General features: G+C 40.2%; 30 protein-coding genes. 3 read left to right on the top strand and 27 right to left on the bottom strand.

Annotation, left to right across the window (positions count from 1 at the left end; translation table 11 throughout):
• Positions 1 to 137: 137 nt before the first annotated feature.
• From BN2409_RS08995 to BN2409_RS17760, 4 genes are all read right to left on the bottom strand, one after another.
• Complete coding sequence (locus BN2409_RS08995; RefSeq protein ID WP_053956314.1) at positions 138 to 722, bottom strand: hypothetical protein; 585 nt, start codon at positions 720 to 722, stop codon at positions 138 to 140.
• Between the two features lie 3 nt (positions 723 to 725).
• Complete coding sequence (locus BN2409_RS08990) at positions 726 to 983, bottom strand: hypothetical protein (RefSeq protein WP_053956313.1); 258 nt, start codon at positions 981 to 983, stop codon at positions 726 to 728.
• 1 nt (position 984) lies between these two features.
• Positions 985 to 1,725 (bottom strand): DNA cytosine methyltransferase, encoded by a 741-nt coding sequence (locus BN2409_RS17880; RefSeq protein ID WP_479691177.1) that lies wholly within the window; start codon positions 1,723 to 1,725, stop codon positions 985 to 987.
• Positions 1,726 to 2,287: 562 nt separating this feature from the next.
• On the bottom strand, positions 2,288 to 2,674 hold the full coding sequence (locus BN2409_RS17760) for a DNA cytosine methyltransferase (protein WP_334291713.1): 387 nt from the start codon (positions 2,672 to 2,674) through the stop codon (positions 2,288 to 2,290).
• A 247-nt stretch (positions 2,675 to 2,921) separates the two neighbouring features.
• On the opposite strand from BN2409_RS17760, the gene BN2409_RS08975 reads away from it, so the two are divergent.
• Genes BN2409_RS08975 through BN2409_RS08965 form a run of 3 tightly spaced genes read left to right on the top strand, consistent with a single transcriptional unit; the run spans position 2,922 to position 6,518 of the window.
• Positions 2,922 to 4,535 carry a tyrosine-type recombinase/integrase gene (locus BN2409_RS08975; RefSeq protein WP_053956311.1) on the top strand — a complete coding sequence of 538 codons (1,614 nt, stop codon included), beginning with the start codon at positions 2,922 to 2,924 and terminating at the stop codon, positions 4,533 to 4,535.
• Entirely contained in the window at positions 4,532 to 5,500 is a 969-nt protein-coding gene (locus BN2409_RS16835; protein ID WP_110943055.1) for a tyrosine-type recombinase/integrase, read from the top strand. Before BN2409_RS08975 ends, BN2409_RS16835 begins: the two co-directional genes overlap by 4 nt.
• On the top strand, positions 5,493 to 6,518 hold the full coding sequence (locus tag BN2409_RS08965) for a tyrosine-type recombinase/integrase (RefSeq protein WP_053956309.1): 1,026 nt from the start codon (positions 5,493 to 5,495) through the stop codon (positions 6,516 to 6,518). The genes BN2409_RS16835 and BN2409_RS08965 overlap by 8 nt, the downstream gene beginning before the upstream one ends.
• Before the next feature lie 50 nt (positions 6,519 to 6,568).
• Here the strand turns inward: BN2409_RS08965 and BN2409_RS08960 are convergent, their stop codons facing one another.
• The 23 genes from BN2409_RS08960 to BN2409_RS08850 form a co-directional block, all read right to left on the bottom strand.
• A complete protein-coding gene (locus BN2409_RS08960; RefSeq protein WP_330375420.1) occupies positions 6,569 to 6,829 on the bottom strand; it encodes a DNA cytosine methyltransferase in 261 nt (86 codons plus the stop codon).
• A gap of 43 nt (positions 6,830 to 6,872) precedes the next feature.
• The gene (locus BN2409_RS08955) at positions 6,873 to 7,775 is read right to left on the bottom strand and encodes a conjugal transfer protein TrbL family protein (RefSeq protein WP_053956307.1); all 903 of its coding nucleotides are present in this window, start codon (positions 7,773 to 7,775) and stop codon (positions 6,873 to 6,875) included.
• An 85-nt stretch (positions 7,776 to 7,860) separates the two neighbouring features.
• Positions 7,861 to 8,163 (bottom strand): DUF6809 family protein, encoded by a 303-nt coding sequence (locus BN2409_RS08950; protein ID WP_053956306.1) that lies wholly within the window; start codon positions 8,161 to 8,163, stop codon positions 7,861 to 7,863.
• A gap of 109 nt (positions 8,164 to 8,272) precedes the next feature.
• Positions 8,273 to 8,584 carry a toxin-antitoxin system HicB family antitoxin gene (locus BN2409_RS08945; protein ID WP_053956305.1) on the bottom strand — a complete coding sequence of 104 codons (312 nt, stop codon included), beginning with the start codon at positions 8,582 to 8,584 and terminating at the stop codon, positions 8,273 to 8,275.
• 115 nt (positions 8,585 to 8,699) lie between these two features.
• The gene (locus BN2409_RS08940; RefSeq protein WP_053956304.1) at positions 8,700 to 9,041 is read right to left on the bottom strand and encodes a DUF3852 domain-containing protein; all 342 of its coding nucleotides are present in this window, start codon (positions 9,039 to 9,041) and stop codon (positions 8,700 to 8,702) included.
• Positions 9,042 to 9,064: 23 nt separating this feature from the next.
• Entirely contained in the window at positions 9,065 to 10,753 is a 1,689-nt protein-coding gene (locus tag BN2409_RS08935) for a DUF8193 domain-containing protein (protein ID WP_053956303.1), read from the bottom strand.
• A gap of 62 nt (positions 10,754 to 10,815) precedes the next feature.
• Positions 10,816 to 11,346: a DUF6550 family protein gene (locus BN2409_RS08930; RefSeq protein ID WP_053956302.1), complete on the bottom strand. Its 531-nt coding sequence runs from the start codon at positions 11,344 to 11,346 to the stop codon at positions 10,816 to 10,818.
• 97 nt (positions 11,347 to 11,443) lie between these two features.
• Positions 11,444 to 11,992 (bottom strand): hypothetical protein, encoded by a 549-nt coding sequence (locus tag BN2409_RS08925; RefSeq protein WP_053956301.1) that lies wholly within the window; start codon positions 11,990 to 11,992, stop codon positions 11,444 to 11,446.
• Positions 11,992 to 12,396, bottom strand: coding sequence for a DUF4320 family protein (locus BN2409_RS08920; RefSeq protein WP_330375419.1), 405 nt, complete (start codon positions 12,394 to 12,396; stop codon positions 11,992 to 11,994). Before BN2409_RS08920 ends, BN2409_RS08925 begins: the two co-directional genes overlap by 1 nt.
• Positions 12,397 to 12,410: 14 nt before the next feature.
• Positions 12,411 to 13,283, bottom strand: a complete 873-nt coding sequence (locus BN2409_RS08915) for a hypothetical protein (protein ID WP_053956300.1) — start codon at positions 13,281 to 13,283, stop codon at positions 12,411 to 12,413.
• A gap of 8 nt (positions 13,284 to 13,291) precedes the next feature.
• A complete protein-coding gene (locus BN2409_RS08910) occupies positions 13,292 to 14,221 on the bottom strand; it encodes a type II secretion system F family protein (RefSeq protein ID WP_110943054.1) in 930 nt (309 codons plus the stop codon).
• Complete coding sequence (locus BN2409_RS08905) at positions 14,218 to 15,735, bottom strand: CpaF/VirB11 family protein (RefSeq protein WP_110943053.1); 1,518 nt, start codon at positions 15,733 to 15,735, stop codon at positions 14,218 to 14,220. The genes BN2409_RS08910 and BN2409_RS08905 overlap by 4 nt, the downstream gene beginning before the upstream one ends.
• Positions 15,729 to 16,538, bottom strand: coding sequence for an AAA family ATPase (locus BN2409_RS08900; RefSeq protein ID WP_053956299.1), 810 nt, complete (start codon positions 16,536 to 16,538; stop codon positions 15,729 to 15,731). The genes BN2409_RS08905 and BN2409_RS08900 overlap by 7 nt, the downstream gene beginning before the upstream one ends.
• Positions 16,538 to 17,314, bottom strand: coding sequence for a Flp pilus assembly protein CpaB (gene cpaB / locus BN2409_RS08895; RefSeq protein WP_053956298.1), 777 nt, complete (start codon positions 17,312 to 17,314; stop codon positions 16,538 to 16,540). The genes BN2409_RS08900 and cpaB overlap by 1 nt, the downstream gene beginning before the upstream one ends.
• Positions 17,311 to 17,769 (bottom strand): prepilin peptidase, encoded by a 459-nt coding sequence (locus BN2409_RS08890; protein ID WP_110943052.1) that lies wholly within the window; start codon positions 17,767 to 17,769, stop codon positions 17,311 to 17,313. Before BN2409_RS08890 ends, cpaB begins: the two co-directional genes overlap by 4 nt.
• Positions 17,770 to 17,924: 155 nt before the next feature.
• Entirely contained in the window at positions 17,925 to 19,724 is a 1,800-nt protein-coding gene (ltrA, locus tag BN2409_RS08885) for a group II intron reverse transcriptase/maturase (protein WP_053956296.1), read from the bottom strand.
• 572 nt (positions 19,725 to 20,296) lie between these two features.
• A complete protein-coding gene (locus BN2409_RS17520; protein ID WP_242847940.1) occupies positions 20,297 to 21,361 on the bottom strand; it encodes a hypothetical protein in 1,065 nt (354 codons plus the stop codon).
• On the bottom strand, positions 21,322 to 23,970 hold the full coding sequence (locus BN2409_RS08875) for an S-layer homology domain-containing protein (RefSeq protein ID WP_242847939.1): 2,649 nt from the start codon (positions 23,968 to 23,970) through the stop codon (positions 21,322 to 21,324). Before BN2409_RS08875 ends, BN2409_RS17520 begins: the two co-directional genes overlap by 40 nt.
• A 12-nt stretch (positions 23,971 to 23,982) precedes the next feature.
• On the bottom strand, positions 23,983 to 24,234 hold the full coding sequence (locus BN2409_RS08870; protein WP_330375417.1) for a DUF6133 family protein: 252 nt from the start codon (positions 24,232 to 24,234) through the stop codon (positions 23,983 to 23,985).
• Positions 24,235 to 24,332: 98 nt separating this feature from the next.
• Positions 24,333 to 24,593: a SpoVG family protein gene (locus tag BN2409_RS08865; RefSeq protein WP_110943051.1), complete on the bottom strand. Its 261-nt coding sequence runs from the start codon at positions 24,591 to 24,593 to the stop codon at positions 24,333 to 24,335.
• Positions 24,594 to 24,640: 47 nt separating this feature from the next.
• A complete protein-coding gene (locus tag BN2409_RS08860; RefSeq protein ID WP_053956294.1) occupies positions 24,641 to 25,198 on the bottom strand; it encodes a YodL domain-containing protein in 558 nt (185 codons plus the stop codon).
• Positions 25,199 to 25,211: 13 nt separating this feature from the next.
• The gene (locus BN2409_RS08855; RefSeq protein WP_053956293.1) at positions 25,212 to 25,949 is read right to left on the bottom strand and encodes a DUF3849 domain-containing protein; all 738 of its coding nucleotides are present in this window, start codon (positions 25,947 to 25,949) and stop codon (positions 25,212 to 25,214) included.
• Positions 25,942 to 26,421 (bottom strand): hypothetical protein, encoded by a 480-nt coding sequence (locus BN2409_RS08850; RefSeq protein WP_053956292.1) that lies wholly within the window; start codon positions 26,419 to 26,421, stop codon positions 25,942 to 25,944. The genes BN2409_RS08855 and BN2409_RS08850 overlap by 8 nt, the downstream gene beginning before the upstream one ends.
• Positions 26,422 to 26,428 lie beyond the last annotated feature (7 nt).

The raw sequence follows: 26,428 nt of genomic DNA, 5'->3' as shown, positions 1-26,428 counted from the left end.
AATTTACATTTCCGTCACATATTATGTGACGGATTTTTTATTATCCTTCATAGAATAACAGATAAATCTCGTTGCTTCATTTCCACCAATATTTCTTTGAATATTAAATTTCAAAACAAACTTACAAGCACAATATATTAAATATCCCCAAACACAATCCACCTCTCACCGTCAAAATCTTCGTACCTATCAGTTGTGACATTCTGTTCAAAGTACACTCCCAAAATTCTCTTAATATCTGCATTATCTGCTCGTCTTCCTGTAAAACCTTGATCCTTTAGGCTCTTTTCTATACGAGATAAATACGGAAACACGTCACTTTCTTTCTCATTTTTCAATCGAATGATTATCAGAAATTCACGAGCAGTAGCCATCTGCACTTGCATACGGTCAAGATTGGTGCTGTCTTGCATCAGAAGTTTTCGGATAATAGGATTTTCCTCTTCCTCCATACGCTTTTTTAGATATTCCTTATTGTCATCAAAATTCTCTTTGGAATTAAGGCAGAGCATTTCAATTTCAGCAATACCTTTCAGCACCGTCATCAATGCATATATTCTACTGCTTACACTGCTTTCTGAAAGTACAGAAATATTGGTGGGGTGGATGATGAAATACACCAACTCTCCATAGGAAGTGACAAGGCTGTAATCAGTGATTTCCGTAATTTCTATCAGTTCTCTTGTGGAATTTCTATGTTTTGTCTTTTCTTTTCTGCTCATAGTTTACAACCTCCATTCATATGTCTGTGGCTTTAAAATAAAAAAGAATACAGCATATCGAATAAAATCCAAGATACTCATATCCTCAAAGCGAATGCTTAAAAAAGCATATGCCGCAGTTATTACAACAGGGAATAGGATACCTGTTTGGGCAAGGGCAAAAACAGAAATAAGCAATCCAATTCCGATAATACCAATGTCACGCAGTTCCCACAGCCACAGTGTTGCTTTTGCTTTTAAGTTATCGGGATACATATACATTTTAACTTTCCTCTCTTTCTTCCTTGAATTTTTGCAAGAAAAAAGCAATCCCACGGAGAACAAAGTCTACGCATGGAATTGCCACACTGTTTCCAAGTGCCTTGTATCTTGGCGAATCTGAAGCTTTTGCTATATTCGTCCAACCATCGGGAAAGCCTTGCAGTCTTTCGCACTCAAGAGGTGTCAGCCTACGGACAAGATTTCGTGATACTGCAAGATTTTCACTTCCTCCACCATTGTCACCGCCTTGGGCTCTTAAAGTGCTACAACCTTCCTTGTAATCTGCAAATGCAGATTGCCCATAGATGTTGCTTTGGTTGTCAATAATGCACTTATCTTGGCTGACATATTGATTACCGGCACCTTTCCAATCACCATTGCACAATGCTCCAACAACATCCTGGTATGGTTTATCTACAATGCATTTGTCTTGATTTACATATATAGAATTCACTCCTTTGTAATCACGATGACACAAGGCTCCAACTACATCTTGATATGGCTGAGGCTTATAAATAGCATGAACATCTGACGTTGTAAGCGTATAACTAATATCTTTCTGCACCCCTTGACCGTTGCCTCCATTGTGATCTTGGCGGTTAATCGTATTGCTGGCAATGCAATAACTTTCCTGTACTATGGCAATACCACCTTGATTTTTACTTGGATCTGGGTTTGTAGTATCAAGTGTTCGTGATTTATCTGTTTCCCGACACCCTGATATTGGGTTATTAGATTTCATTGAATTGCTGTCTTTGCTATCCAAACTATATGCAATAGGCTTTGAAACAAGAGGAACGTTATTGCCACCTGTTCCATAGACTGCTGCCACTGTCGGTGCAACTTTTAGTGGTCCGTTATATCTGCAGTCCTTACCGTGATTATCAAACAGTACAGGCTGATTATTTCCACTTGTTCCAGCAGCTGATGTAATCGTCGGGCAAAGATTTTCACAAATTTCCGCACCACCTTGCTGACTTCCCATAACAATGGGAAGATTTCCACCCATACTTGCTCTTAATGTAGATGTTATATTTTCAGTAATATCCATGCGGTTTCCGCCTTGGTCATTTAAACATATCATTGGTTCTGTAACAAAAGTCTGCATCTGCATATTCTGTGTTGCCATCAATGCACCCGAAAGATTTTCAAGGTCAATACCTTCATTCCTTTGATTAATGTGATAGGATTTCAGTTCTTTCATATTTGATAGGCTGCTGTTATCTATCTGTGTAATTCCAGCTTGTATTTCCAATGCTGTTTTTAATTGTTTTGGCAACTCTTTACCCCTCGATTTTGCTCGTCTAAGTATTCCCAAGCAAGCGGTCTTGCTCAAATAGTATTTTGGGAGCGGTGTGTCCTCCAAAATCTGCGACAAGAAAGATTCTTTTGCGCCTTTGGGCGACACCCCAGTATTGAGCATCCAGAACTCTCCAAGCAAGGGAGAATTCTCTTCCCAAAATGCACCCAGCAGATTTCCATACCCCTCCCGCAGGTCGAGGTACAGATACGGTGTGGTCTGCAATTCGTATGCTCTCTTCGAGGACCGCTTTGAAATCTTCTCCGTTTTGAGATGAGAAGGCTCCGGGAACATTTTCCCAAACGAAGAATCGAGGTCGAATAAGGTCATTTGCTTTTCCGTCTTTTCCATCGGCATACCTCATTTCTTTTGTTATTCTAATCTGCTCCATAAAGAGTCCTGAACGTTCGCCATCAAGTCCTGCTCTCTTTCCCGCTACAGATAAGTCCTGATTATCCCGATGTCGGGATAATCAGGATTATGCCGAGGAAATAGTTATCCCGAAGTTTAAGCCACAGCCCTTGTAGATAAAGGGTCTGCGGTCAAAAACCTCGGGATAATAAATGGTGTCCATCGTTTATTCGTATAATAGAAAAGGCAGGTTTTAACCTGACTATCTGAAAATACGAGGTAAACGAATGGACACATTTAATCTGCAAGAAGTTGCCGAACAGTCGTTAAGGCTGTTGAAGCAAGGTGACGCAAGTGCAAAGACGGTGAAAGAGTATCGAACCACAGGTTTTGGCGCGGTTATCCGTCATTTCACCCGCCAGGGTGTTCTGAACGTGAGCGCCAAAATGCTTGACGCGTTTGTGCTGGAACAGCGCGAGCTTTTTGAGCGCAGAGAATTTTCCGAATGGAAATGGCGGCTGGTTCGCCGCGGGAGTGAGTTGCTCAAACACTTTGCACAAACCGGTACAGTAGAATTGACAGAGCTCAGACCATGGGAACCTGTTCTGAGAAAACCGCGCCAAAGTGTTGAGCTGGACATGCCCACACCTGAACAACTGGCTGACCCCGATGACCTTTTCGCACTGATTTGGCGAGTTAAGCAAGAGCTTCTCAAAGCGGGCCTGACGAAGCGAACAGTGCGGCATTACACAGCCGAAGGAATGACAGTCATTTTGCGCAGGCACACAGAGCAAGGGCTGGTACACTATTCTGAATCGCTGGTATCCGACATGGTGGCGGAAATACGGAGCAAATATGAGCAGGGGCTCACTTCGCGGGTTTCATACCAGAACCTGCGCAAAGCGAGTTTCCTTCTGGCTGAAATGCACCGAACCGGAGATATTACTCTCTACAAGGTCCCAGATTGGGGACAACGCGAACCGGCTCCCGAATTTGCAGCCTTGCTTCTCCATTTCTGCGACAACGCCAATCGCACGGGCATACTTGCGGGCAGCACGGTCAAGGTGGCCCGAAGCGCCATACGCACCTTTTTCTTCGAGCTGGAAGCACGCGGCCGGAAATCCTTTGACGGCATTACTTTGGCAGAGGTCAGCGATACCATAACTCGTATGGCAGATAGGTACACCGGAGGACTACACTCGGCTATCTTTTCCGTTCGGGTATTTCTTCTGCATTTGTATGAAAACAATTTTACGCCGGAGAACCTGAGCCTTGCGGTTCCCGAGATGGTCGCGTGCAGAACAGTATTCCGAGAGGGCTTTACTGGTGGTGAAACAGCGCGCTTACTGGATGAGCCAAATTTAGAAACGGCCTTTGGCAAGCGTGATTACGCCATGATGCTCTTGGCTGCCCAAACCGGCCTGCGCGCCTGTGATGTTGTCAACCTCAAGCGGGAGAATATTGACTGGCGGGCCGGGGAGATTCGCATTGTTCAGCAAAAAACGGGAAAGCAGCTAAGTCTGCCTCTTGAACCCGAAAGCGGCAACGCAATCGCGGACTATCTGCTCCACGCCCGTCCAGAAAGTGATCTGCCGTATATTTTCCTGTGTCACACTGGCGCACTACGCCCCATCAACAATCGTAGCGCCAGCGCCCTTGTGACAAAATATCTACGCCGTGCGAACATTGTTTCACATATTCCCCGCCGGGGATTCCACAGCTTCCAGCGGTCGTTTGGAACCCGGCTGCTGCAAAACGAGATACCGCTTGAATTGCTCCGACAACTTTTGGGGCATTCAAAGATTGATTCGGCGAAACCGTATCTATCCGTAGATGAGCAGGGCCTGAAAACCTGCGCGCTGGGGCTTGTGCCCTGCGGAAAGGCGGGTGATTTGGTGTGAAGCATACGTTTAAGAGCCTTTTTTCCGAGCGCCTGCGCGGCTTCGCACAGCAAAAGAATGCCGTCGGTTTTCCGTATGACGAATCGTTACGACTGCTGCTCGACTTTGACCGGTTCTGCCTTGACAAATTCCCCTCCGAAACCACTCTAACCAAAGAGATTTGTTTGGCGTGGGCAGTTCGGAAAGATACAGAGGGCAACAACACCTTTCGCAACCGTTTAATGCCGGTCAGGGAATTTGCCCGTTACCTGAACCGCTGCGGGGAACCGGCGTTTGTTCTCACACCGAATTTCGCGAAGAAAGGTCCGCGGCATATCCCGCACATTTACAGTGAAGAAGAAATCGCCGCGCTGTGGAATGTTTTAGACCATCTGCGGCCCCGCAAGGGGTATCCTATCCGCCACTTTGTCTTCCCAACACTTGTCCGCTTGCTATACTGCTGTGGTTTACGCCCTTGCGAGACCCGAAAGCTCCGTACCGCTGATGTGGATTTGGAAAAGGGGCGGCTGGATATTGTAGAAAGCAAAGGCCACAAAAGCCGGATCGTGATGATGGCGGATGATGTTACGGAAATATGCCGGAAGTATGATGAAACAGTTTCTAAAGTCATGCCCGGACGCGAACTGTTTTTTCCTGATTCCAACGGAAATATTTATGGTAAAGTAGGACTCAACAAGACTTTCCGCATTGCCAAAGCGAAAGCAGGAATTGGAACGTCCGGCGAGTATTCCCCCAGGCTTTACGACTTCCGGCACACATTCGCGACGCACCGTCTGTACCAGTGGATGTGTGATGGCAAGGACGTAACCGCCATGCTGCCGTATCTCAGCGCGTATATGGGCCACGCGCAGTTAAGCGACACATATTACTATATCCACTTGGTTCCGGGCCTGTTTGAAAAAATGACGGGGTTCGATTATTCAGCGTCAGAACATCTTCTGCCGGAGGTGGAATGCGATGAATGATTTTTTTAACACCGTTAGGAGCTTCCTGCTGGAATATCTGCCCAACCAAAGATGTTTCAGCGAAAACACGATTCGATCCTACCGCCAGGCACTGAATCTATTCATTCTGTATTTGCGGACGGAACAAAGGATGTCCGTTAAGCAAATACGATTTGATACCATGAACAGAGAAATGATTCTGAATTTTCTTGATTGGCTGGAAAATGACCGGCACTGCGGCGTCAATACCCGCAACCAACGGCTTATGGTATTGCGCTCATTTTTTGATTACGCCGGGGAGCTTGACTGCACGCAGATCGCATTAAGCGTAACCGTCCAAAATGTTCCGATTAAAACGCCGCAAAGCAAGGTGGTAGAGTATCTTTCGGAAACAGCGCTGGAGGCATTGCTGAAACAGCCCGATCCGGCAAAGCGAACCGGGCTGCGCAATTCCTTTTTCATGGTGCTGATGTATGATACAGCGGCGCGCTGCGGTGAACTTTTGGACATGAAGGTTCGTGACTTACGCATTCGTGTTCAGCACCCCATTGCCTATTTACACGGGAAAGGAAGCAAAACTCGCACTGTACCTTTGCTTTCCAGAACAGTTCAGCATTGTGAGCGATATTTGCGCACATTTCATCCCTGCGAACCGATGGACAGCGAAAAACCTTTATTCTATACCATTATTCACGGAATACAACAGCCGATGTCCGCAGATACGGTGGCACTGTTTCTGAAAAAATACGGTGATTTAGCTTGCCGTGCCTGCCCTGAGGTTCCACCGCATATTCACGCCCACATGCTCAGGCATACCAGAGCAATGCACCTGTACCACCAGGGAATGCCGATGATGCTGCTTTCCGAATATCTCGGCCATGCCAGTGAGGAAACAACCAAAGTTTACGCCTACGCGGACACCGAAATGAAACGCGCTGCAATTGACAAGGCCGATGTTGTTCGAGGCAGCGCTTCACCACCTGTGCCGATTTGGATTAATGATGATGAAATGATCCTCAAGCTCTCTGGCTTAATCTGATGAAATACCCAATATTGTTATCCCGAATTTTTTGACCACAATCCCTTTATTTACAAGGGCTGTGGCTTAAACTTCGGGATAACTATTTCCTCGGCATAATCTTGGCAAGGCGAACCTCCACAAATAATATCCACAACAGGAAGTTTGCTCCCATCAAGCTTTGTAATGTCACCAACATGGAGCATCTCGGGAAATCGTATTTTTGTTACTTCGATGGGAAAACTTTCGATTTCACTGGCCCATAAAGGCACAATTCCATTGTGAACTGCAGCAAGGGGGAATCCGCCAATCCCATCAAAAAGGCTTCCCATTGTAAATATTTATATCATCTCCATTCCATAGGCACTTTCCTTTCTACTTCGGTACCGCTTGCACAATGGTCCGAGTTGTATTGACTGCTGCTTGAGCCGTATATACCGCACTCATCACGTTCGCTTTTGTCGAGGTATCCAAACCAAATGCACCCGCAATTCTTGGAACTTCCCCCGCAGATAGCATAAGTCCCAAACCAAGTAATGCATGGTCTTTTAACACCATCAGGCCTGCTGTAAGTATGGTTGCTTGCAGAAAAGTAGTTAAGCAAAGTCCTATGATTTGTTTGCACCACCCTATAAATCCATCCAAATAACCTCTTGGAACAGAGAACATATATAAACTTCCAACCGCTATTTGAATGAGCAAAATACCACCACGCTTGAGATTTGCAAAAAACACTTTTATCACCGCATATCCCATAAGGATAATAATAAACAGTGCCATAATAGGTGAAGTGATGGCCGACAATCCTCCAAATATATTAGAATGTCCAACGGCATCAAGCGTTCCTACGTTATTTAATTCGGTAATAATACCGTTAGCCAAGTCACTGATTCCATTTGCATGACCTGTAATTCCTGTAGTAAGGCTTGCTTGCAGATTTACCGATAACTTATACAGTTCTATAGGGGCAACGGTAAAAAGGCTTACCGCCATAAATCCTTTAATAGCATTTATTCCTGTATCCTTAAGATTTCCTCGACCATACTGATATTCAATTCCCGTTTCAAAACATGACACCACAAGTCCTGTAACATAAAGAGTCCATGCAAGATAAGAAAAAAACAGTACAATGCTTTGAACCCAATTCATCTCAAATAACTCCACACCCATATTACCCATCTGGGCAAAGAAGTCACCGAGAAACCCTACAAGATGTCCATAAAACCAATCAATGATTTGATCCATCACGTCACTGAGCAAAAAATCCCATATAAACAAAAGGTGAAACCTCCTTTCTTTCCAAGTAAAAAGAGCATACCGTTTTCACGATATGCCCAAGCTTTGCATAAAAAATGACGGGGTGCTAATCCTTCAAAGATTTTAGCTTTCCGTCATCTTCATTCATTATTTCCAATATCAGTTTTGCTCCCATACGAAAGCCTTGTGTAAAGCGTTCCTCAGCATTTATATAACTGAGTTTTCCTTGTGCTGTGACAAAGTCTTGCAGTTTTTCTTTTCCTTGTGCATCTAACAGCTTGTTGAGTTGTTCTTCAAGTTCAGCTATTTCATTCAGACTCTTTTGGTATTCACTGCCATGAACCACTTCCTTTGCCATGGGACACAGATTTCCGTTGTACAACTCGCTAAGTAATTTTTCTTTCTGCATTTTCTCCACCTCCCTCAAGCACAACACAATAGCACAATAAATTGATTTAAGCTATACACAGAAACCAACAAACTTGACATTAAAAAAACAAGGACATTTTCTATCCTTGCTACTGATTATTATCTTCTTGCAACTCAGCTTCATCTAGTGCTTTTATAATTAGTTCAGTGATAAATGCCTTTTGGGTTAAGTGTGGGTTCTTATCAAGGTGTTTTTTTATTCTCGCAAAGATTTCCTCTGATATTTGCAGTGCAAGTGTCCTTGTTTGTGCCATGTTTTTCATCTCCTTCATTTGATAGTATTCAATAATCAGCTTTTCTACATATTGATTTAGGGTAAGTCCGCTTTCTTCTTGGCTTGCTCTTACTCTATTGTGCAATTCTATCGGAATTTTAGCACATAAACTTTTGGATTCCTCCATAGCTTTTTCTCCTCCTGTTTTTAATTTTGCAAGCAAAGCATACCCTAAAGTCTAAGTTTAAGCTATACCCAATACCAACAAGAATTGAAGTAAAATTCAAACAATATTTACTTTGCTACATACCCAAAATAGTCCAAATATAAAGCGGTGCCGTTAAAGTAAACACCAAACATGCAAAAAGGATTGCCGGTGCCGCCCACTCAAATTGACCATGTTTCCTATAATCAAAATAGGCAAGACCTAATTTGGCAAAGAAAAACACCGCAAGAATTAAATCAATAGCTGGGAAAATAACCTTGTTAACCACCGTTTTAATCTGACTTGATGCATCTTTCCATGTACCTTCAATAGCTCCGGCTACATCTCCTGTTCCAGCTGCAAAAACAGTAGTGCTAAATAACAGACAAATAAGCAGTGCTACTATGAGAATGAATGCAATTTTCTTGTGTTTATTCATATATTTATCTACCTTCCTTTTTCTTATGGTTTTAATGGTGCGGCGTGCCAATCATCCCACAGCGAACCATGAATCATTAAACTGTCACTAAGATTTTTAGACATCATTCCTACAGGGGTCCAGCTGTCTATTATCCACGTGTTCACTTCATATTTTCCGTTTGGCATCCAAATTGGTGTAAAGTGAGTTCGATTTTTATAGGTAGAGTACTTATTTTTTTGAAATTCAAAACGAGCATTACTACCATTCTGAACTTGTTCCAATAGTCGCCAATAGGTGTTGTAATTAAATTCTGGAAAGTAGCTCACTGCGTTTTGTGGGTTGGTCACTGCCGAGAATTGATTACTGCTTACGGAAGCAGATACTTCTTGATTAACGCCATATCCAGATTTCATTGTCTTACCATTTGCAGTTGGATTTTTACCATCGCAAAGTAACTTCATCTCTGCCGAAAAGACAGCATAATACTTGTTCAGTTCAAACTCCCACCATCCATGGTCGCACCAATACCCACTATTTTCACCTGTGCTATGCCATACCCAATATTCATGCCACCACGGGTCCCAAACAGTCCATTCAGCCTTTGTTTTTTCTGCTCTTTGAGGAATAGGTGATAATGAAAAGTCATCATCTCTATCATCAGCAACAGGGTTTGGTGGCGGATTTTTATCAAGGTCAACAATTTTGCAATGAATGGTGGTTTTATCTGTTCCTCCCGGACCTTTTACAGTTACATCTATGTTCATATTCTGTTCTATGTTGGGAGTAGTCCATTTTACCCACGCAAGCTGACTGTCACCTTCGGGATAATATATATTACCTACATTATAGTTTTTACCGTTAATATGAAAGCTGACACGAGTCGGATTGTCGGGATCAGACTGCCCACCGCTGATCATAACGGAGGTAATGACCTCTGTGCTTACACGGTATTCATAATCATACGTTGAAACAACAGGTGGTTCCGGCTGTTCTGTAAAACGCACAACCCCAAGTCCAAGCAATGATTTAATATCCGCATTGGTTGCTGCCTTGGTTGTACTGCCATTCCACGCAGGATAGCCTAAGTCAGATACTTCCAAAAACATTGCAAGAGGTAGGTTTTTGTGAGATAAAGAAACCATTCGCTTTCGCAGCAATCCACTGACCTTTTCATCATACATGGCCGCCTCAGTTGCAGTGGTTGCAATCATAACACCCTCAAACTTGTAATAAGCAATTGGTTCAAGCAGTAATTTATACTCTCCACCAATTAGCACATCGTAGTTCATGCCTGTGTGATTGGCTATCATCTGCACTGTATACTCCGAGCAGAAATATTTTTTTATAGTTTCAATATTGTTACTGCCATTCGTACTTACGATTCTGGGTATTGCTTTGGGTGGCTTAATACAGTTATATCCACCTTTTTGTGGGAACAAAGCTTTACCATTTCCATATTGAATCTTGCTTATCTTACCGAAGTTATAGATAGATGAATCTGGAGGTTTATTAGTTATATCTATGGGAGTAGTCACTATCGCATGATCCTTGGTTCTAACTACGGTCACACGAACACCATCATTGCCTGGTGACCATACATTGTTGCTTGTACCACTGCCCATTCCTCCACCTCCACCATCAATATTTCCATCCCCAACAGCAAAAACAGATATGGAATAACAACAGACAATGATTAGAGAAATACATATTGTTGTTAATATCTTTTTCATTAAGGCTCCTTTCCCCAAGAAAAAATGCACTGCTTTTGCAGTGCACTAACCTTGATTATATTTTATTCTCCCATATTTCCTACTTGCTTATTGATATCACCATCACTTACACCATCAACAACTTCATTCTCACCACCATTGGGTACATTATCGAATCCAGGTAACCCACCAGATGTATTTTGCGTTGGTGCAGTTGGTTTTTCCACTTTATCATGTTCAACAGGCTTATCATCTGCTGTTACCTTATCACCATTTGGTTTTTCATTTGGATTTGTAAGCTGTTCTTCTGTATATGTAGGCTTTTCAGCATCTCCTTGAATTTTCTGTTCTGTACCTGTATCTACCGCTCCGTTATCCGTTTCCATCTGCTGTGGAACTTCAATAGGCGGTACCTTAATTTCATCTTCTTTTTCTGAAGTAGTGGGTGTTTTTGTCACTACATCTTGAACCTCACTACTTTGAGAGGAAATATCGACATCCTTAACAGGAGGTTTCTGAAATCTTACTCCTATCATAACAATCAGTGAAATGCTTATTACTATACCGCCTGTTATGATGAGCCACTTTTGGGTTTTATCATTTATGTTTTTCATAAACCGAGGCCTCCTTATATATAAATTCTTCTATTAAGTCAAACCGTATCACAAGATTTTTTAAAAGTCTACTAAAGATTTAAAAGTTATCATAAAGTTAAAATTTAGGTGTATATCCCGCACTGTTTTCTACCTTGATATGCATCGGCGGCAACAGTTTTCCTCCAAAGGATACAGGGACTTCTAAGTTCACAGAGCTATTTATTTTAAATCTTTGGCTATCCAGATCACCGCTTGCAAAAGGTGCATTTTTAATATCCACATCAAGATTCCAAATTTTAAACTGGGTATTGTTATTATCCTCTGTTACTTTTTTGTGATAGTCATTTTCTACTGTTAAACCAAGTATTGTATCCATTTTATCATAAATATCGCCATAATCAATGGACTCTTTAAAGTCATCAAGGTTTGGCTGATAGCCGCCCGAATATCCTTCTCTAACTCCGTGATACACATCATCATAATTCTCTGTAACCGTAGAAATGACTGCATCTTGCATTGCATCACGAACTCCCTGTGCAACGATTAAAAGACGAAAATATTCAGAGATGCCTGTAAAAATCATTACAAGACAAAGAGTAATAGCAACAGCTAAAGGATAACCGTTGCCATGATTGTTTTGTAATGGTTTTATTCGTTTTTTCATCACTTCCAATACACCTCACTTTTCCCCATTGCTTCACCTCGTAGCGTAACAGGAAATGAACCAAAACCACCAAACAACCCGATATCCATATCATAAGTGACTATAACAGAAACTTCTTCGTTTAGCTGTATTTTGCCTGTTGTTGACCATTTAACCTCTGGATGAAATCCTGTTTTTTCAATAAGCACTTGCTCTCGTCTTGCCGTTTCTGTCCCTACTCGACCTGCAATTTCTGCTTCACGTACAAGTTCTGTCGCAAAAGTATCAACCTGCTGTTTGGCAATATAGGCAGGGAATACCTTAACCGCGACAGCAATTATGAGCATTGCACAAAGGACAAACACTACTACATCAATGTATCCCTCACCACGATTGTTTCGGAGAGATTTCAGCATTTTATGCATAAAAAGCACCTCCCTTATAACATTGCACTGAGTGAATGAATGATTTCAGAAATGATAATGACGATATAAGTCATTAGAAAACACATGAGCATCAAAAAGCTAAATATACGGATTTTCGAAGGTATCTTCATCGCCTCTGCTTTCAGCCTTTGCAACTCCAACTGTTTCATGTCATGACTCAGCATTTGAAAATACATCGCACCATCATCACCACGCAGCACACCAATTAGTCCACGAGTAATATCAGACAGCATTGTTGAATTGATTCTCGCCTCAAACCTTGTAAGTGCCGCCTCATAAGATGATGACCGCATGTCCGCTGTTACAATATCCAGCTCTTTAGCAAAGTCTGTACCTGCATTTTTCTTAAAGTTTTCAAGGATTGAAAGCACGTCACGGCTTGCCTTTAGTTCCTGTTTAACAGTTGCCACAAACCTTGGAAGTTCTATTTCAATTTTTTCTCTCTTTGCATTTAGCTTTTCATCAGCCTTGCGGATTTCTTTAAAATAAACAATCACGGCAAGAATTAAAACTATAGGAGCAAGCAGAGGAAAAAGAATAAGCGCAGGAATGATTCCAAAGAGAATGACACCTGATTTCACAAGTGCATTTGCCATAAATTCTTCGGGGGTTTCTTTCATTCCTGCAGCATTCAAGGTATTTCTCATACGTATTTTCTTGTACTCATCTATAGGCAAATATTTTGCAATCCTTACTGCAAATCCGTTAAGCAGAACTTCTATATTTTTAGTTTTTTTACTGCTTTCCTTAGCCGCAGAAAGCATTGCTTTTTCTGCGGCTAAGCTTGGGAGTTTCAGAAATTCTGCAAGGATAAAGAATAATCCCATTGCAAAGAAAACAGCAAAAAGAATCATTATAATTTGCATATGCCTTTTCACCTCCTATACTCAACTGGCTGAGTCAGCTTAATCACAAATGCCATAGATACAAACATGATGATAAAACAAACCGCAAGTACAATCTGCCCTGGAATGGTGTGCATTAGAGTGTGATACCAGTCTTTGTTTAAAAAATACAGCAGAGGAATATTGCAAAGCACCAACATCTGCATCGTAATAAACTCTTTTCTCGGCTCAAATACCAAGTTTTCAAGTTCACCGTTTACTACCCGCATATCAGAAAGTTTTGATACAATTGGTGTCAATGTGCTTTTAAGACTTCTATCCTGCTGACACGCAATCAACGCATCACACCATTCTCGAAAGACAGCGTTATCTATCTGCTTTCTTATGCTTTGCAACCCTGTATTAATGTCTGGATTGATCATCTTAATTCGATAAACAAAACCTTTGAATACGGAAAGCACAGGCGGATTTAAGTAGTTTATATTTTCCTCCACCGCTGTCAAAATGTCCTCATTTCTTAGATATGAGGTGGTAATGATAGACAGCGCTGTTTCAAGTTCTGCGGCAATATCCTTTTTAAAATGAGTTTGAGTGAGTCGAACATACCAAAAAGGCAAAAGCATCATTCCTACTGCAAGAACCGGTACAAGGAAGAAGTTGCCCATCATAATTGCTATGGATGTTCCAACTGCAAACAATGCAAGTGAAATTATACAAATCATTGGGAAACGGCTTGCTCGACCAGTTATTTTTAAAATTTCCTGTACCTCTTTTATCTCTCGTTTAAAGAAAGCAACCTTTTTTCTATTCGTTGTTTTATTGATCTCTTCCTTTATACTTTTTGGACCATTTAAAAAGGATTTGAAAACTCCATCTGTAAACTCCGATAGAGATAGGGAAAATAAAATAAAAAAGCCTGTTATCATTCCGATATAGGCAGTTAATAAAATTATATTCAATTGTTACTCACCTCAGCTTTCTGTAAGGTGTTAATCATTTCAAGAGGCATACCGTTTTCCAGCAGTCGTTTTGCTAAGCTGTCGGAAATACCATGTATTCGTTTGTGATGCCCCTCAATGATGAAATTACCATTTTTATCAATTTCATTTTCTGTAACAATATACTGATATAAACTGCGAAAATTTCTTGTCCCATCGGGCATAATTTCACATTCCATAATCTCCATCATGCGTCTTTGCTTGTTTTCAAGCTGTTTACAGAATACCACGATTGGGTATGCCTCTGTTACATATCCGTATAATGTCTTATCATCCATATCCACCGCACGTTTGCAAAGGGATACCATTCTTGGATACACTGCAACAGCTGAATTTGCATGAAGAGTTGTTATAACAGCAATACCTGTCCTTGCCGCCTCTTGTCCTGCATTGGCTTCGGGGCCTCGCATTTCTCCGATTACTGCAATATCAGGATTAAAACGAAGTGCCATATCAAGGAGTGTGATTTGGTCAATTTTTTGCTTATCATTATCACTATCTCTTGTAATCGTGTGAATGACCGAATTCACGGCTTTACCATTTTCATATCGTGCAAGATCAAGCTCTCTTGAACCGTTTTCGATGGTATAAATTCGTTTTCCGTTTGGGATTGTTGTCAACAGCCATCCAAGCACTGTGGTTTTACCGCTTGAAGTTGCACCTGCAATACAAACGGAAATACCATATCGAACAAGCTGTGACAGCATATTCAGCATTTCATCGGTAGCCGTTCCACCTTGTACAAAATCCTCTTTCTTCATACTCTGTGGATTTACAATACGAATGGATGCCGCAATGCCAACATCTTCATCCACAAGAGGTGTCTTTAATGTGGCAATACGGATATTTTTTGAAAGGTGCCCAAGAACTGCAGGACTTGCATTGTCCAAAACCATTCCCGATACATGGAGCATTCTCCGAACCACATTGACAGCATGTTCCGGTGAATCAAAATGCTCATCAAGCTTTACCGTTCTGCCATCAGAATATTGCACCTCAATATCCCGCCAAGAGTTGATATCTATTTCCTCAATGTTTTTTCCGAAGATATATTTTGTTAAAAAACCATACTCCGCCATTTCAGTGTATAGAGTATCAATTAGCTCATTCTCATTCATCCCATTAACAGCAATTTTCTCATCCATAACATACTTGCTAATATATCGTTTCATCTGTTCTTTGGCATCTTCTAAATTACTGTCGGTAATGAGGTTCGCATAGTTTTCGGATATATACTCCTGCACCTGTTTTAGTACTTGTGAAAACTCCCTATACTCGCACTCTTGAGCAAAAAATAAAGAGTGTGTATTCTTCTTAACCCCCAGTTTCACAGGACTTGTTATTTCATTTGGTACTGCAAGCAGTTCATTGACTCTATTACATATCGAGGTAGTTTTATTGTCTGGTTCATAAGCATCATTCTTTGGACTTTTCTCTTTCCTTTTGAAAAAGAATTCTATAATCTTTTTCAACATCCGAACACCTCCTTTACGATTTTTTCAATCTTTTTGCGAAATTCTCGGCTGTCTTTTAAAGTCAAATCTGCAAAGAGATTACCCTCCAAGTATTGCTGTTCTACCTCATTGGAATGAGGTATTTGAAAAGTAAGACTTCCCATAGCACCCGCCATATGTTCAATACCGTGATTTGATTTCATATTTGATGCACATTTATATTGTTTCTCAAAGTCAAGTCCTGTGGTTTGCAAAATAGATAGCTGACTGGATAAATAACTGATGGATTTTAAATCACAATTTGCAAGCCTTAACATAGAATCACAATCTATCAAGGCTACAGCAGAGAGAATATCACTTGCAATATAACTTCCACAGTCAATTATGACAAAGGGAGCGATTTTTCTAAGACTTGCAATCAGTTCTTTTGCCTGTGTTTCGTTATAAGGTGCATAGGAATATTCGTTTTCTCCTTTTAGCATGCCAAGAATGGTAAGGTAATCCATCTTTTTATGAGTAATCATATGATATTTCACCAGTGATTCGGTAACATGTTGTGCGGCTAAGATGCTTCCCAGTGATTTTTCGCATTCTAAATCTGATGGCGAGCAGATACAGGGGATCATGGGCGCAGTCGTATCACAAAGCACCAGTACTACATTTTTCTTTTTATCTGCAAGGTATTTTGCAATCTTTACAGCAACAGTTGTTTTACCACTTGAAGGACTTCCCCAAACAGCAAGAACACCGCCATGGAGTGCCTGTTCTTTTGGTACTTTCTGCGTTTGACCTCGTGAAAAAATGGAGCCTTTCATAAAATTCATTACTGCACCACCTCGTTTTCTTGCGTAGTCTCTGTGCTGATCTCTGAATGATAAAGTTTATTAAGCACTTCTTCTTGAATAGAAATAAACTTTTCTGCTTGTTTTGAATCCCCGCGATAAACAAGAGAAACATGGCTTTTTCCGTCTGACTCAAGTTCTGCTAAGATATTACTTTGTTCTGCTGTGGCAAGAAGTGTAACAGTGGTAGGTAGTTCTCGTTCATCTTCATTTTCAATGACTTCTCCTGTATTAGCATCATAACCGCTTGGTGCAGTAACCGAAATTACTTCCACATATTTCAGTTCGGGCGGAATAACGGTCATCCCTTGTTTTCTATAATCGGGTGCAATCACCGAAACAATATCTCCGCTTTGAAGTTTGCCCGAAAGACCGCTTGCAAAGGTTTTCAGTGTAAGTGAAATTGCCTGTTTCTCACCATTTAATCGATATAGATATGCATTATCTTGTGCGGGTGTTTTAGATATCTTTGTGTTTAAGATATAATCCCCAACAGATAAATCAGCAGCTGCAAACGCGCCAATAACTGTATCTTTGTTTTTAATAACATTTTCGGGCAGGTTATATCCACCTACTTCCACAGTCTGCACCATATCCTTTGCTATTTTATCGCCCAACTTGATTTCCTTTGCAACTCTCACAATTTCTGTCTTCTGACTGATCGTTTTATTGAAAAGCGGTGTAATTCCAAAGCAGATAAGCAAAGATATTACAATGCAGAGAATGCCAAGTGTTGTTCTGTTTTTGAAAATTTTCATATACTAAGTCCTCCCAAGTTTATAAAATATGTGGTTAAAAAACCGATGGATAAAAAAGGAGCAAGGGGCATGAAGTAATTCTTTGCCTCTTGCTCTGATAGCTTCTTTTGATGCTTTATCACTGAAAAACAAATGAGTTCCAGTGTAAAGCCAATAATGATTCCGTAAGCCGTGGCTGTAAATCCAAGAACAAGACTTACAGCGGCGGTGAGTTTAATGTCACCGCCGCCAAGCATATTGGGACATATGAACGCTGCACATATCCATAAAATAAGAGCAATGCCTAATCCCAACAGATTTGCCACCTTAAAATCAAGCACCGAACAAAGTGCAACCGCCACACAATAAATTGGTGGGATTTCTCTCTTTCTGACATCAATAACGGAAATGATTATAAGCAGAATGCTAAATAATATAGCTTGTATAATGTACTGAAATGACACAAAAGCCTCCATTATTCAAAGAAATATTCTACGCTGTAAGTAATGTTTGACTTGTTGTAGGGTAGGCAACCAACGCCTTGCCATATTTCTATGGTAGGTTTTTGTCTGCCCCCCTCCGAACCGTACGTACACCTTTCAATGTATACGGCTCTCCAATTGTTTCTAAATCAGTTGCCTCTATGGATATTCCAGTGGCAGTTTTTACAGACGATTAAGGTTTTTCTATTCATCTGTGACATAACCAAACTCCAGTTTGGAATGCGTGTGCCACGTTTTTTATACTTGTCTTTAATATCCTTTAGTTTTCTTACATGATGAACTTCCACATTTTCGTCACTGCCACACAATTCGCATTGATTTGCATTTAATCTCGTTATCAGTTGTGCACGAAAAGGCACACCATAACCAAAGCTATCAAGCACTATTTTTTCAGCAAAATCTTTTCTAACAATACTGTCATTAAAGTATGTCATTACTTTTTCGCCTTTCTTGGTCCGATATTTCATACCCACTACTCGGCGAGTTCCTGTGCCATCTTTTATTGGCACATCAATACCATACTTTTTGATAACCTTTTTAACAGATATATTTTCTTTTCTTGCGATTGTGTGGAGCATACTAAAATAGTGATAATATTTAAACTTGTACAGCCTTTTGCTAACATTGTGAGCTAAGCAATAATAATTGTATAACCCTCTGATTTCAGCATTGTATTCACTGATAATATCAAGAACAGGCAATTTTAATCTTGGTTTGAAAACACTTGATTCTCCATTGCTCGTAAAGTCCTTGATTTTCTGATTGATAACCTTATGGGGTACTAATAGTTGAATTTGACCATTAATAGAACGCTTTTTGTTGCCCTTTTTATCCTTAACCATTTTTGTGTTGTTGTGTGCTTTCATAAATTCATAGCCTAAGAAATTGGCTTTTTCCGTTGCAAGATTTGTAATGAGGGTCTTGTCCTCATTTAGTTCAAGGTTTAAGTTGTCTTTTAGGAACTTTGCAACATCCTCCCTTATGCCTTTCGCCATTTCCTTACTACCAATGACGGCAATTACAAAATCGTCAGCATAACGCACATAACGCACTCTTGTAAAATTGCTATCCATTGGGTCGGTGGTGGGGATACTTTGCAATATGCTTGTCAATCGTTTGACTTCTTCAAGGTTGTTATTCCTCATTGCAGTATATCTTTTTCCACGCAATCTCTCGTATTCGGGATTGTGCTTTCTATTTTTGCCCTTGGTGTTTTTGGAGATAATCTCGTCCATGTATTTGTCAAACTCGTTTAGATAGATGTTAGATAAAATAGGACTGATAATGCCACCTTGTGGGCAACCAGAAATGGAGTTATGCATTTGCTTAAACTCAATATATCCTGCTTTCAAAAATCTTCTAATTAACTCGATAAATCTCCCATCACCAATCTTCTTAGATAAAATATTTAATAGGATTGTGTGGTCGATATTATCAAAGCACCCTGTTATATCACCCTCGATAACCCAACTTGTTCCTCTCATTGTATCTTTGATTTGACACAGTGCAGTATGACAACTTCTATTCGGTCTAAAACCATGAGACTTATCATTGAAAATTGGCTCATAAATGGCTTCAAGGATTTGTCTAATAACTTCTTGCAACAATTTATCTTCAAAAGATGGTATTCCAAGAGGTCTTTTCTTACCGTTCTTTTTTGGGATATAGGTTCTTCTTACTGGTTTTGGATAATACTGTTCTGTTTTTAGTTTTTCAATCAGATTATCAATGATTTCATACTTGAAACCATCAATGGTTTTGCCGTCAACACCCTCTGTCATATTCCCCTCTTTGGAGTAGATTTTGGCATAGGCATTAACATAAAACTCTTTGTTGTACAAGAGTCTATATATTCTTTGGAATACATAGTGTTCATCAGTATTGGATTTCTGATTTAGTATTGATAAAATCGTATTAGCATTTTGCATTTCGCATACCTCCATTCTTTATCAATCAAACAATCTGCTTTCCTTCGCCATGTACAAGGCTTTCCCTTGCTCGGACTACTATGAAAGCTCCGTTGCCATATTAGATATTCAATGTCATCTCTCTTAGTTTTATCCTTGAGATTTATCACCATAAAGGCATTACATATAGCCATAAAGACGGCATTCTAACTTAGGCAATCTCCGTTTAAACTTAATAGTACAGTTGGTGTAACTTAGGCTTCCTTTTCGTTTCTTTAACGTACTGATTGTACGTCGGAATAAATCAAAGAGTATGAAAACAATGTACAAATATTTTCATAGATTTATCCTCAAACACATAAGTCAGTGTGTGTTTGCCCACCATGTTAAAGCGAAGAAACTGGGATTAAAACAGTATAGTCTTAGCCATATTACGCTGTGGTCTTGCATATCTTGCTTATCCCTGACTTCAAAACAAATATGCTTTTCCGACGTGCTTTGTTCCCATTGACCTTTCGGCTACTGGTAAGTCGGCTGACCAATTAGATTTCTCTTTAATCTAATGCCCACTCATGGGCGATACTAAAAAGTCCTTACGGACGCACATACATGCAATTATGATTGGTATAGTAGTAAAACTCCAGTTTGGAATAAAGTCCACTTGTTAAGCTTCGCTCAAAGGTGATTCCATTGCTTGTAGTTCCGTAATCAAGCTGTTCCCACTGCTTTGTTAGAATGTTGTATCCTTTTACTCTACCAAAGTCATTGCCGCTATGCCCACTGACAGGTGGAACAGTAAAGGTATATTTTGTGATAGTTGCACCCTCAATTCCGTTTTCCAAGATAGTAGAGTCGGGGCCTGTTAGTGTCATTCCACCTGAGCCGTTTGAATCGGCAACAAAGAATACAATTGCTGACCATGGGGATTCAGCACCAGTACTGTCAACCGCTTTTACTCGCACTACATTTTTTCCTAGAGAATAAGTGCCTGTTTGGCTCGGTCTGTTCTCCCAGACATAGGTAATGTTATCACCATCGGGGTCAATGCTTTGTGCTGTAATAGTAACGAGTGTACCCGGTGCTACACTGTTACCATTTGGTGTTCTGGTAATGACAGGTCTTGTAGGTGCTGAGTTTGCAACTGTAAATGACTTTTCTTCCCATTCGGAATAAGTCCCTGTCGTATCTTTTGCACGAACTTTAACCGTATATGTTCCTACCGTATAGTAACCGTCTGCATTTTTGCCCTGCCATTCAAGTATGGTTTCATCTCCATCTGCATCGCTTGCTGTAGCAGAGATGTTTACAAGAAACTTACCATCTTTTGCAGTTCTTGTTGGAGTTGCTGTAAAATTTGTGATAGTAGGTGCTGAGTTTGCAACTGTAAATGACTTCTCTGACCATTCGGAATAAGTCCCTGCCGTATCTTTTGCACGAACTTTAACCGTATATGTTCCCACAGCATAGTAGCCGTCTACATTTTCACCTTGCCATTCAAGCACGATAGTATCTTCATCTGGATCACTTGCTGTGGCAGAGATATTTACTAGAAACTTACCATCTTTTGTAGTTCTTGTTGGGGTTATTGTAAACTCAGAAATTTGGGGAGCCGTATTGGTTACAGTAATTTTCTGTGTGCATCTGCTTTCTCTTCCCAAACGGTCGGTTGCAACAGAAGTAAGAGCAAATTCACCTGTATCGAAAATCGAGATTGAGCCCCCTTATCTGTCAGCACTCCGGTATAACTTACAGGAGCACCGTTTTTGCTGAGCATCCAAGAAACCTTTGCGTTTTCGATATGTTCGGATTTGCTGACTTTTACATTGAACTCCTTGCCATAATGAATTTCATTTGGCATGGTAAAGCCAAAATCCAATACAGGCATAATCGTAATGCTTTCACTGTGAGAATACTTTCTGCCAAGTAAATCTGTCATATCTGCGGTTAATACAAATTCTCCATATTCTTTAAATCTTACCTTACCACCAAGTGCATTGAGGTTGCCGTCAAGAATCGTTTCAAGAGATTTTTTTTCACCGTCTTTCGTTACTGTCCACTCCACGGGAAGTGTGTTATTATGACCGCTTGTGCGAAGATCTATTTCCGTATCGGTATAGGCCACCTTTGGCAGTTCGAAGCCAATTGCAAGAACAGGTAGAACCTCTGTTGTTTTCTTTGGTTCAAATAAAAATACTCTGCCTGTTTCATCGGTAACTCGACACACAAGTTCATAAATGCCTGCTCTCTTAAAATAGATTGAACCACCACTATTATTAAGTTTTCCATTGACAAAAGTGTTCCAATCTTGATAACCAAAGGCATTATCTACAAGCCACTCCAAGGTAAGATCATCTAAATCTGTACCACTTACCGTAATCTCAATCTTCGTATCGGTATGAGCATACTTTGGCACGGAATAAGTCACAGTCGGCACAGGGTATACTTTGACATTTTGCTCATAGGAATAACTCCTGCCGACATCATCAGTAAATGAGGCTTTTAAAACATAGTTTCCTTTTTCTTTAAAACGAATATTGCCACCATCATTTGTCAAGCTGCCACTTATACAATCAGCAAGAGCAACTTTCTGTCCATCTTTTTCGAGTGTCCATATGGCAGTTTTGTCGCCGACTTCTCCTAAAGTGGTTTCTACCTTAACCGTATCATCAGTATGAAGAATAGTCGGAAGATAAAATCCTACAGAGCCTACGGGATAAATCGTAACTTTAGCGGTATCGGTGAATTTTCTGCCTGCTTTATCGGTTAATGTAATCGTCAGCTGATAGACACCTTTTTCTGTGAAACCAATGTCGCTGTCACTCAGAGTAAGGTTTCCTTTGATATATTTTGCAATCTCAACTTCTTTTCCGTCTTTTGTTAGGCTCCATGATGCCGACAAATCCTTACTGTTTTTATTCTCTGTCGTAAGAATAATTGTTTTATCGGTATGTGTAACATTCGGTAAGTTGAGTTTTACATCAGCCACAGGATAGACCGTGATTTCATGAGAAACCGTCACAACTTTTCCGATTTCATCAGTAATAGTGGCGGTTAGAGTGTAAATGCCTTTTTCTTTAAACTGCACCGTTCCTCCAGTATTTCCAAGTTTGCCTACAAGGGAATCTGCTATTTTTGCTGATTTATTATCTTTCGTAAGAGTCCATACAACAGAGTTACTGCCAAGGTTTTCAGCTTTTAAATCTACTGCAATACTTGTATCGGTATGTGCTGTATTCGGCAAAGTAAAATCAGCTGTCATAACAGGGTAAACGGATACAGTCTGTTTATATGTAATTTCTCTGCCACGGCTGTTCTTAGCTGTTGCGGTAATAACATAAGTACCTGCATCTTTTGCTTTGATCGTACCTCCGTCAGCTTTCAGCTCGCCCTCAAAAGTCTTTGAAAATTCAATGGGAAGATCATTCTTACTGACAGACCAAACGACAGAATTTACATATTTGCTTTGCGGTACAACGGTAATAGATTCTCCTACATAGATTGTTTTTGGAAGAGTAAAGCTAAACTGTGGTTCAGGAACATAGAAGGAACTTCCGCCACTGCTATTTCCATGCGAAGGTTTTTCATCCGGTTTTACAACAGGTGGATTTTGTTCCTCTTTTTTTATCTGTTCTTTTGCTTTTTTTTCTTTCACAAGCATTTGAAAGGCTTCCGCACGGGTAGCTGTATCATTTGGCTTTACTGTTTTATCAGGGTAGCCATGGATAATGTAATACTTTTCACCAATGCAAAGATACAGCTTATCCTCTTTGTTCAAAAGCTGAATATCTGTAAAATCAAGATTACAAGTACAATCTTTGCTGTGGCAGTTCGCACCTAATGCACGAACCAACATCTTTACAATTTCCATTCTTGTGATTGGTTCATCGGGTTTAAATAAATGATCCTTGTAATCAGATTCTTCAATAATGTCTTTGCTTACAAGAAATAAAATATTATCCTCCGACCAATGACTTTCAATATCCGAAAAAGAAGAGGATGGATATTCCTTATCTTCAGATATCTTTAACGTTCTTGCAAGAAGTGTAGTAAATTCTCCACGGGTAATGGTTTCATCGGGATGGCAAAGACCATCGGGAAAACCAGTAACAATACCTTGCTCTGTTAGTTTTTGAATTGCTTCTTCTGCCCAATGTCCTTTCGCATCCTCAAAGTATAAATGCATAGCATAGGCACTGCCTGCAAACATTGAAACGATAAGGCAGACAATGAGCAGAAAAGAAGAAGTCTTTTTAAATTTCTGATTCATATTATCCCTCCGTTAACCTTGGTAGTTAAACATTTCTTGGATTTTGCTTTTGAGTGTCGGCATTACTACATCTCCGAATAAAGCATAAAGTCCTGCAAGAAGCAGTCCGCCAAGTACAACTGCAATCAAGATTTTGACTGCACTGTCCACATAATTTTCACCTCTGTTATTTAAAACAGCAGATCTCATTTTCATTCTCTGAACCATAAAAAATGCTTGTGCCTTATCCATCTTTTCATTTGCAAAACAAATAATTTTCTTCATAATCAAATCCTCCTAATTTACATTGTCATTGTTGGAGCAGAACTTTGCTCCTGTTCTACTGATTGTTCTTCTTTTTGTTTCTGCCCTTGCGTAAGAAATTAGTTATATTCTTCAATTACAGCATTTTGCAGTGCCTTTCGAGCATCCGCAGTAATTGGAAAGCAGATATCTTGGTACTCTCCTTTTTGATTTTTTTGACTTGGCATAGCAACAAACAATCCTTTACTGCCTTCAATCAACCGAATACCACGTACAGCAAAAGCACCGTTAATATTTACGGATGCAATCGCTTTAAGTGCACCCTCTGGCTTAATACTTCCAATTTTCACATCGTACTGAAGTGCGTTGTTTTGTTTCATATTCTTCTTCCTCCTGCTTTTTAGTCATAAAAAAAGGAATACAGTTTTTACATCTGCATTCCCATTTCTTGTTGTAATTTTGGCTCCATAAAGCCTATTTCTTTAAATCCAAATCTGTCCACATAATAAAAACTACTGCTTGTATCATCGTAAAGCTCCACTACATCAGACATGGAAAGAGAATGCCCATTGTAGCCTTTTGGATGATCTATATTGCATATGGTATAGATAGATTCCAAATCATTTGTATCGAGTTCACCATCAAATACAACTTTGTAATGATCAGCGGCCGGCTCGCCGAACTTCTTTTGAAATTCCTCCAATGAGATAAAACGCATAGAAAAATCCGAATCAGCATTTAACTGCCAAATTCGGACTTTTTTTAGTGGCTTGTAATCTTCGTTTAACTCAGCAATCTTTTCGCCTTTGGAAAGCTTATCAAAGATGCCCTCCATAACATTGATTTCATAATTCCTCTTTTCGCACCATGATTTCAGTTCCACACAATCAAACATGGTATCTACTGATGCTTTGCCGTCCTTTACATATCCCGCAGGACTACCATAGTAATAAATACAGCCGTTTTTCAGTTTAATGCTATCCATAAAGTCCTCCTCATTACTGCATTTTCATTCCTCCCATATCTTGATTTTCCTCCATGTTCACTCCTATCTCATTTAGTTTTTCCAATGCCCAATCTGGGAGATGCTCGGTTTTCAATTCTCCGATAAAGTCGCTACGTTCATATTGGCACTTTTCGCCATCGGAAAGAAATCTGCCGAACACCTTTCTTCCACTTGCCGTAGGAGAGCAGCCAAAGCCGCCCTCACACAAAACAAGCTGGTCACGAGGATTTTTATACTCATCTTTGAGGTTTGTGGGACGAAGCACCATCACCTTACCCTCAAAGTTAAGCCCTGTCGGATCATTGCAGTGTTTTGGCTCCCATAAATTTAAAGCTTGGTAGGCTCGTCTTGCCTGGTTGATAAATCCATCCAGTACAGCAGGGTGGCTGTCCACTGCAAACTCCAACCGCTTATCAAATCCTTGAATCTTATCGGGAGAAATATAAAAGCTTTTTGCCCATTCCTTATTTTCACGAGAAAATCTGCCGTCATGACTTTTTTGCTGTACAGAGTTGGCAAGGACAAAATTAACTCTGTCATATCCAAACTGTGAAATCACTTGTTCTGCTGTGTTTTTTCCAAGCCTTAAGCCATCAAAATTATGGGCAATGACTTTTTCAATGGCATTTTTACACTCTACATTTACTTTATGTGACTCCTTATATAAATCAAGTTCTTGATTTTCCTTTGCAAACTGAAAGCTGTAAGGATATACATAATTCTTATCCATGAAGAAGTTCCCCCTTTACAAGCAAAGCATCAAGTTCGCCCATACAAATTCCATAGTTATAAAGTAATTCACGAATTTCTTCGGGAATATCTGCAATATCATGGTCGTATTCTGCTTGTTCCACACGCACAATTCCGCTGTCTTCCTCAGCATATGCAATCAGTTTTGCATCTTTTGGAATTCCTGCGGTTTCGAGCATATAGTCGGGAAGTTTAATATTATCTGTATCCATTTCTTCACAATGGCCACAATCCTCACAAGTACCACAATTTTTTGCTAAGACTTCAAGCAGATTTTGAGTGATATCCGTAAGCGTTCCAATGGTTTTCACCATATCCATTGCCGTCATCTTTGCCTTTGTCAACACAATAAGACGGTCTACTGCGGTAAGAACTACTTCATCACCTAAGTTTGCAAATTCTATCATTTCATTTTCAACAACCAAGCCTTGCTGCGCATTTAATTTTTTCATGTACATA

The organism is Inediibacterium massiliense (genome assembly GCF_001282725.1).
GTDB lineage: Bacteria > Bacillota > Clostridia > Peptostreptococcales > Thermotaleaceae > Anaerophilus > Anaerophilus massiliensis.
Note: the sequence above shows the minus strand (reverse complement) of the source record. Positions and strands in the feature narration are given on the sequence as shown.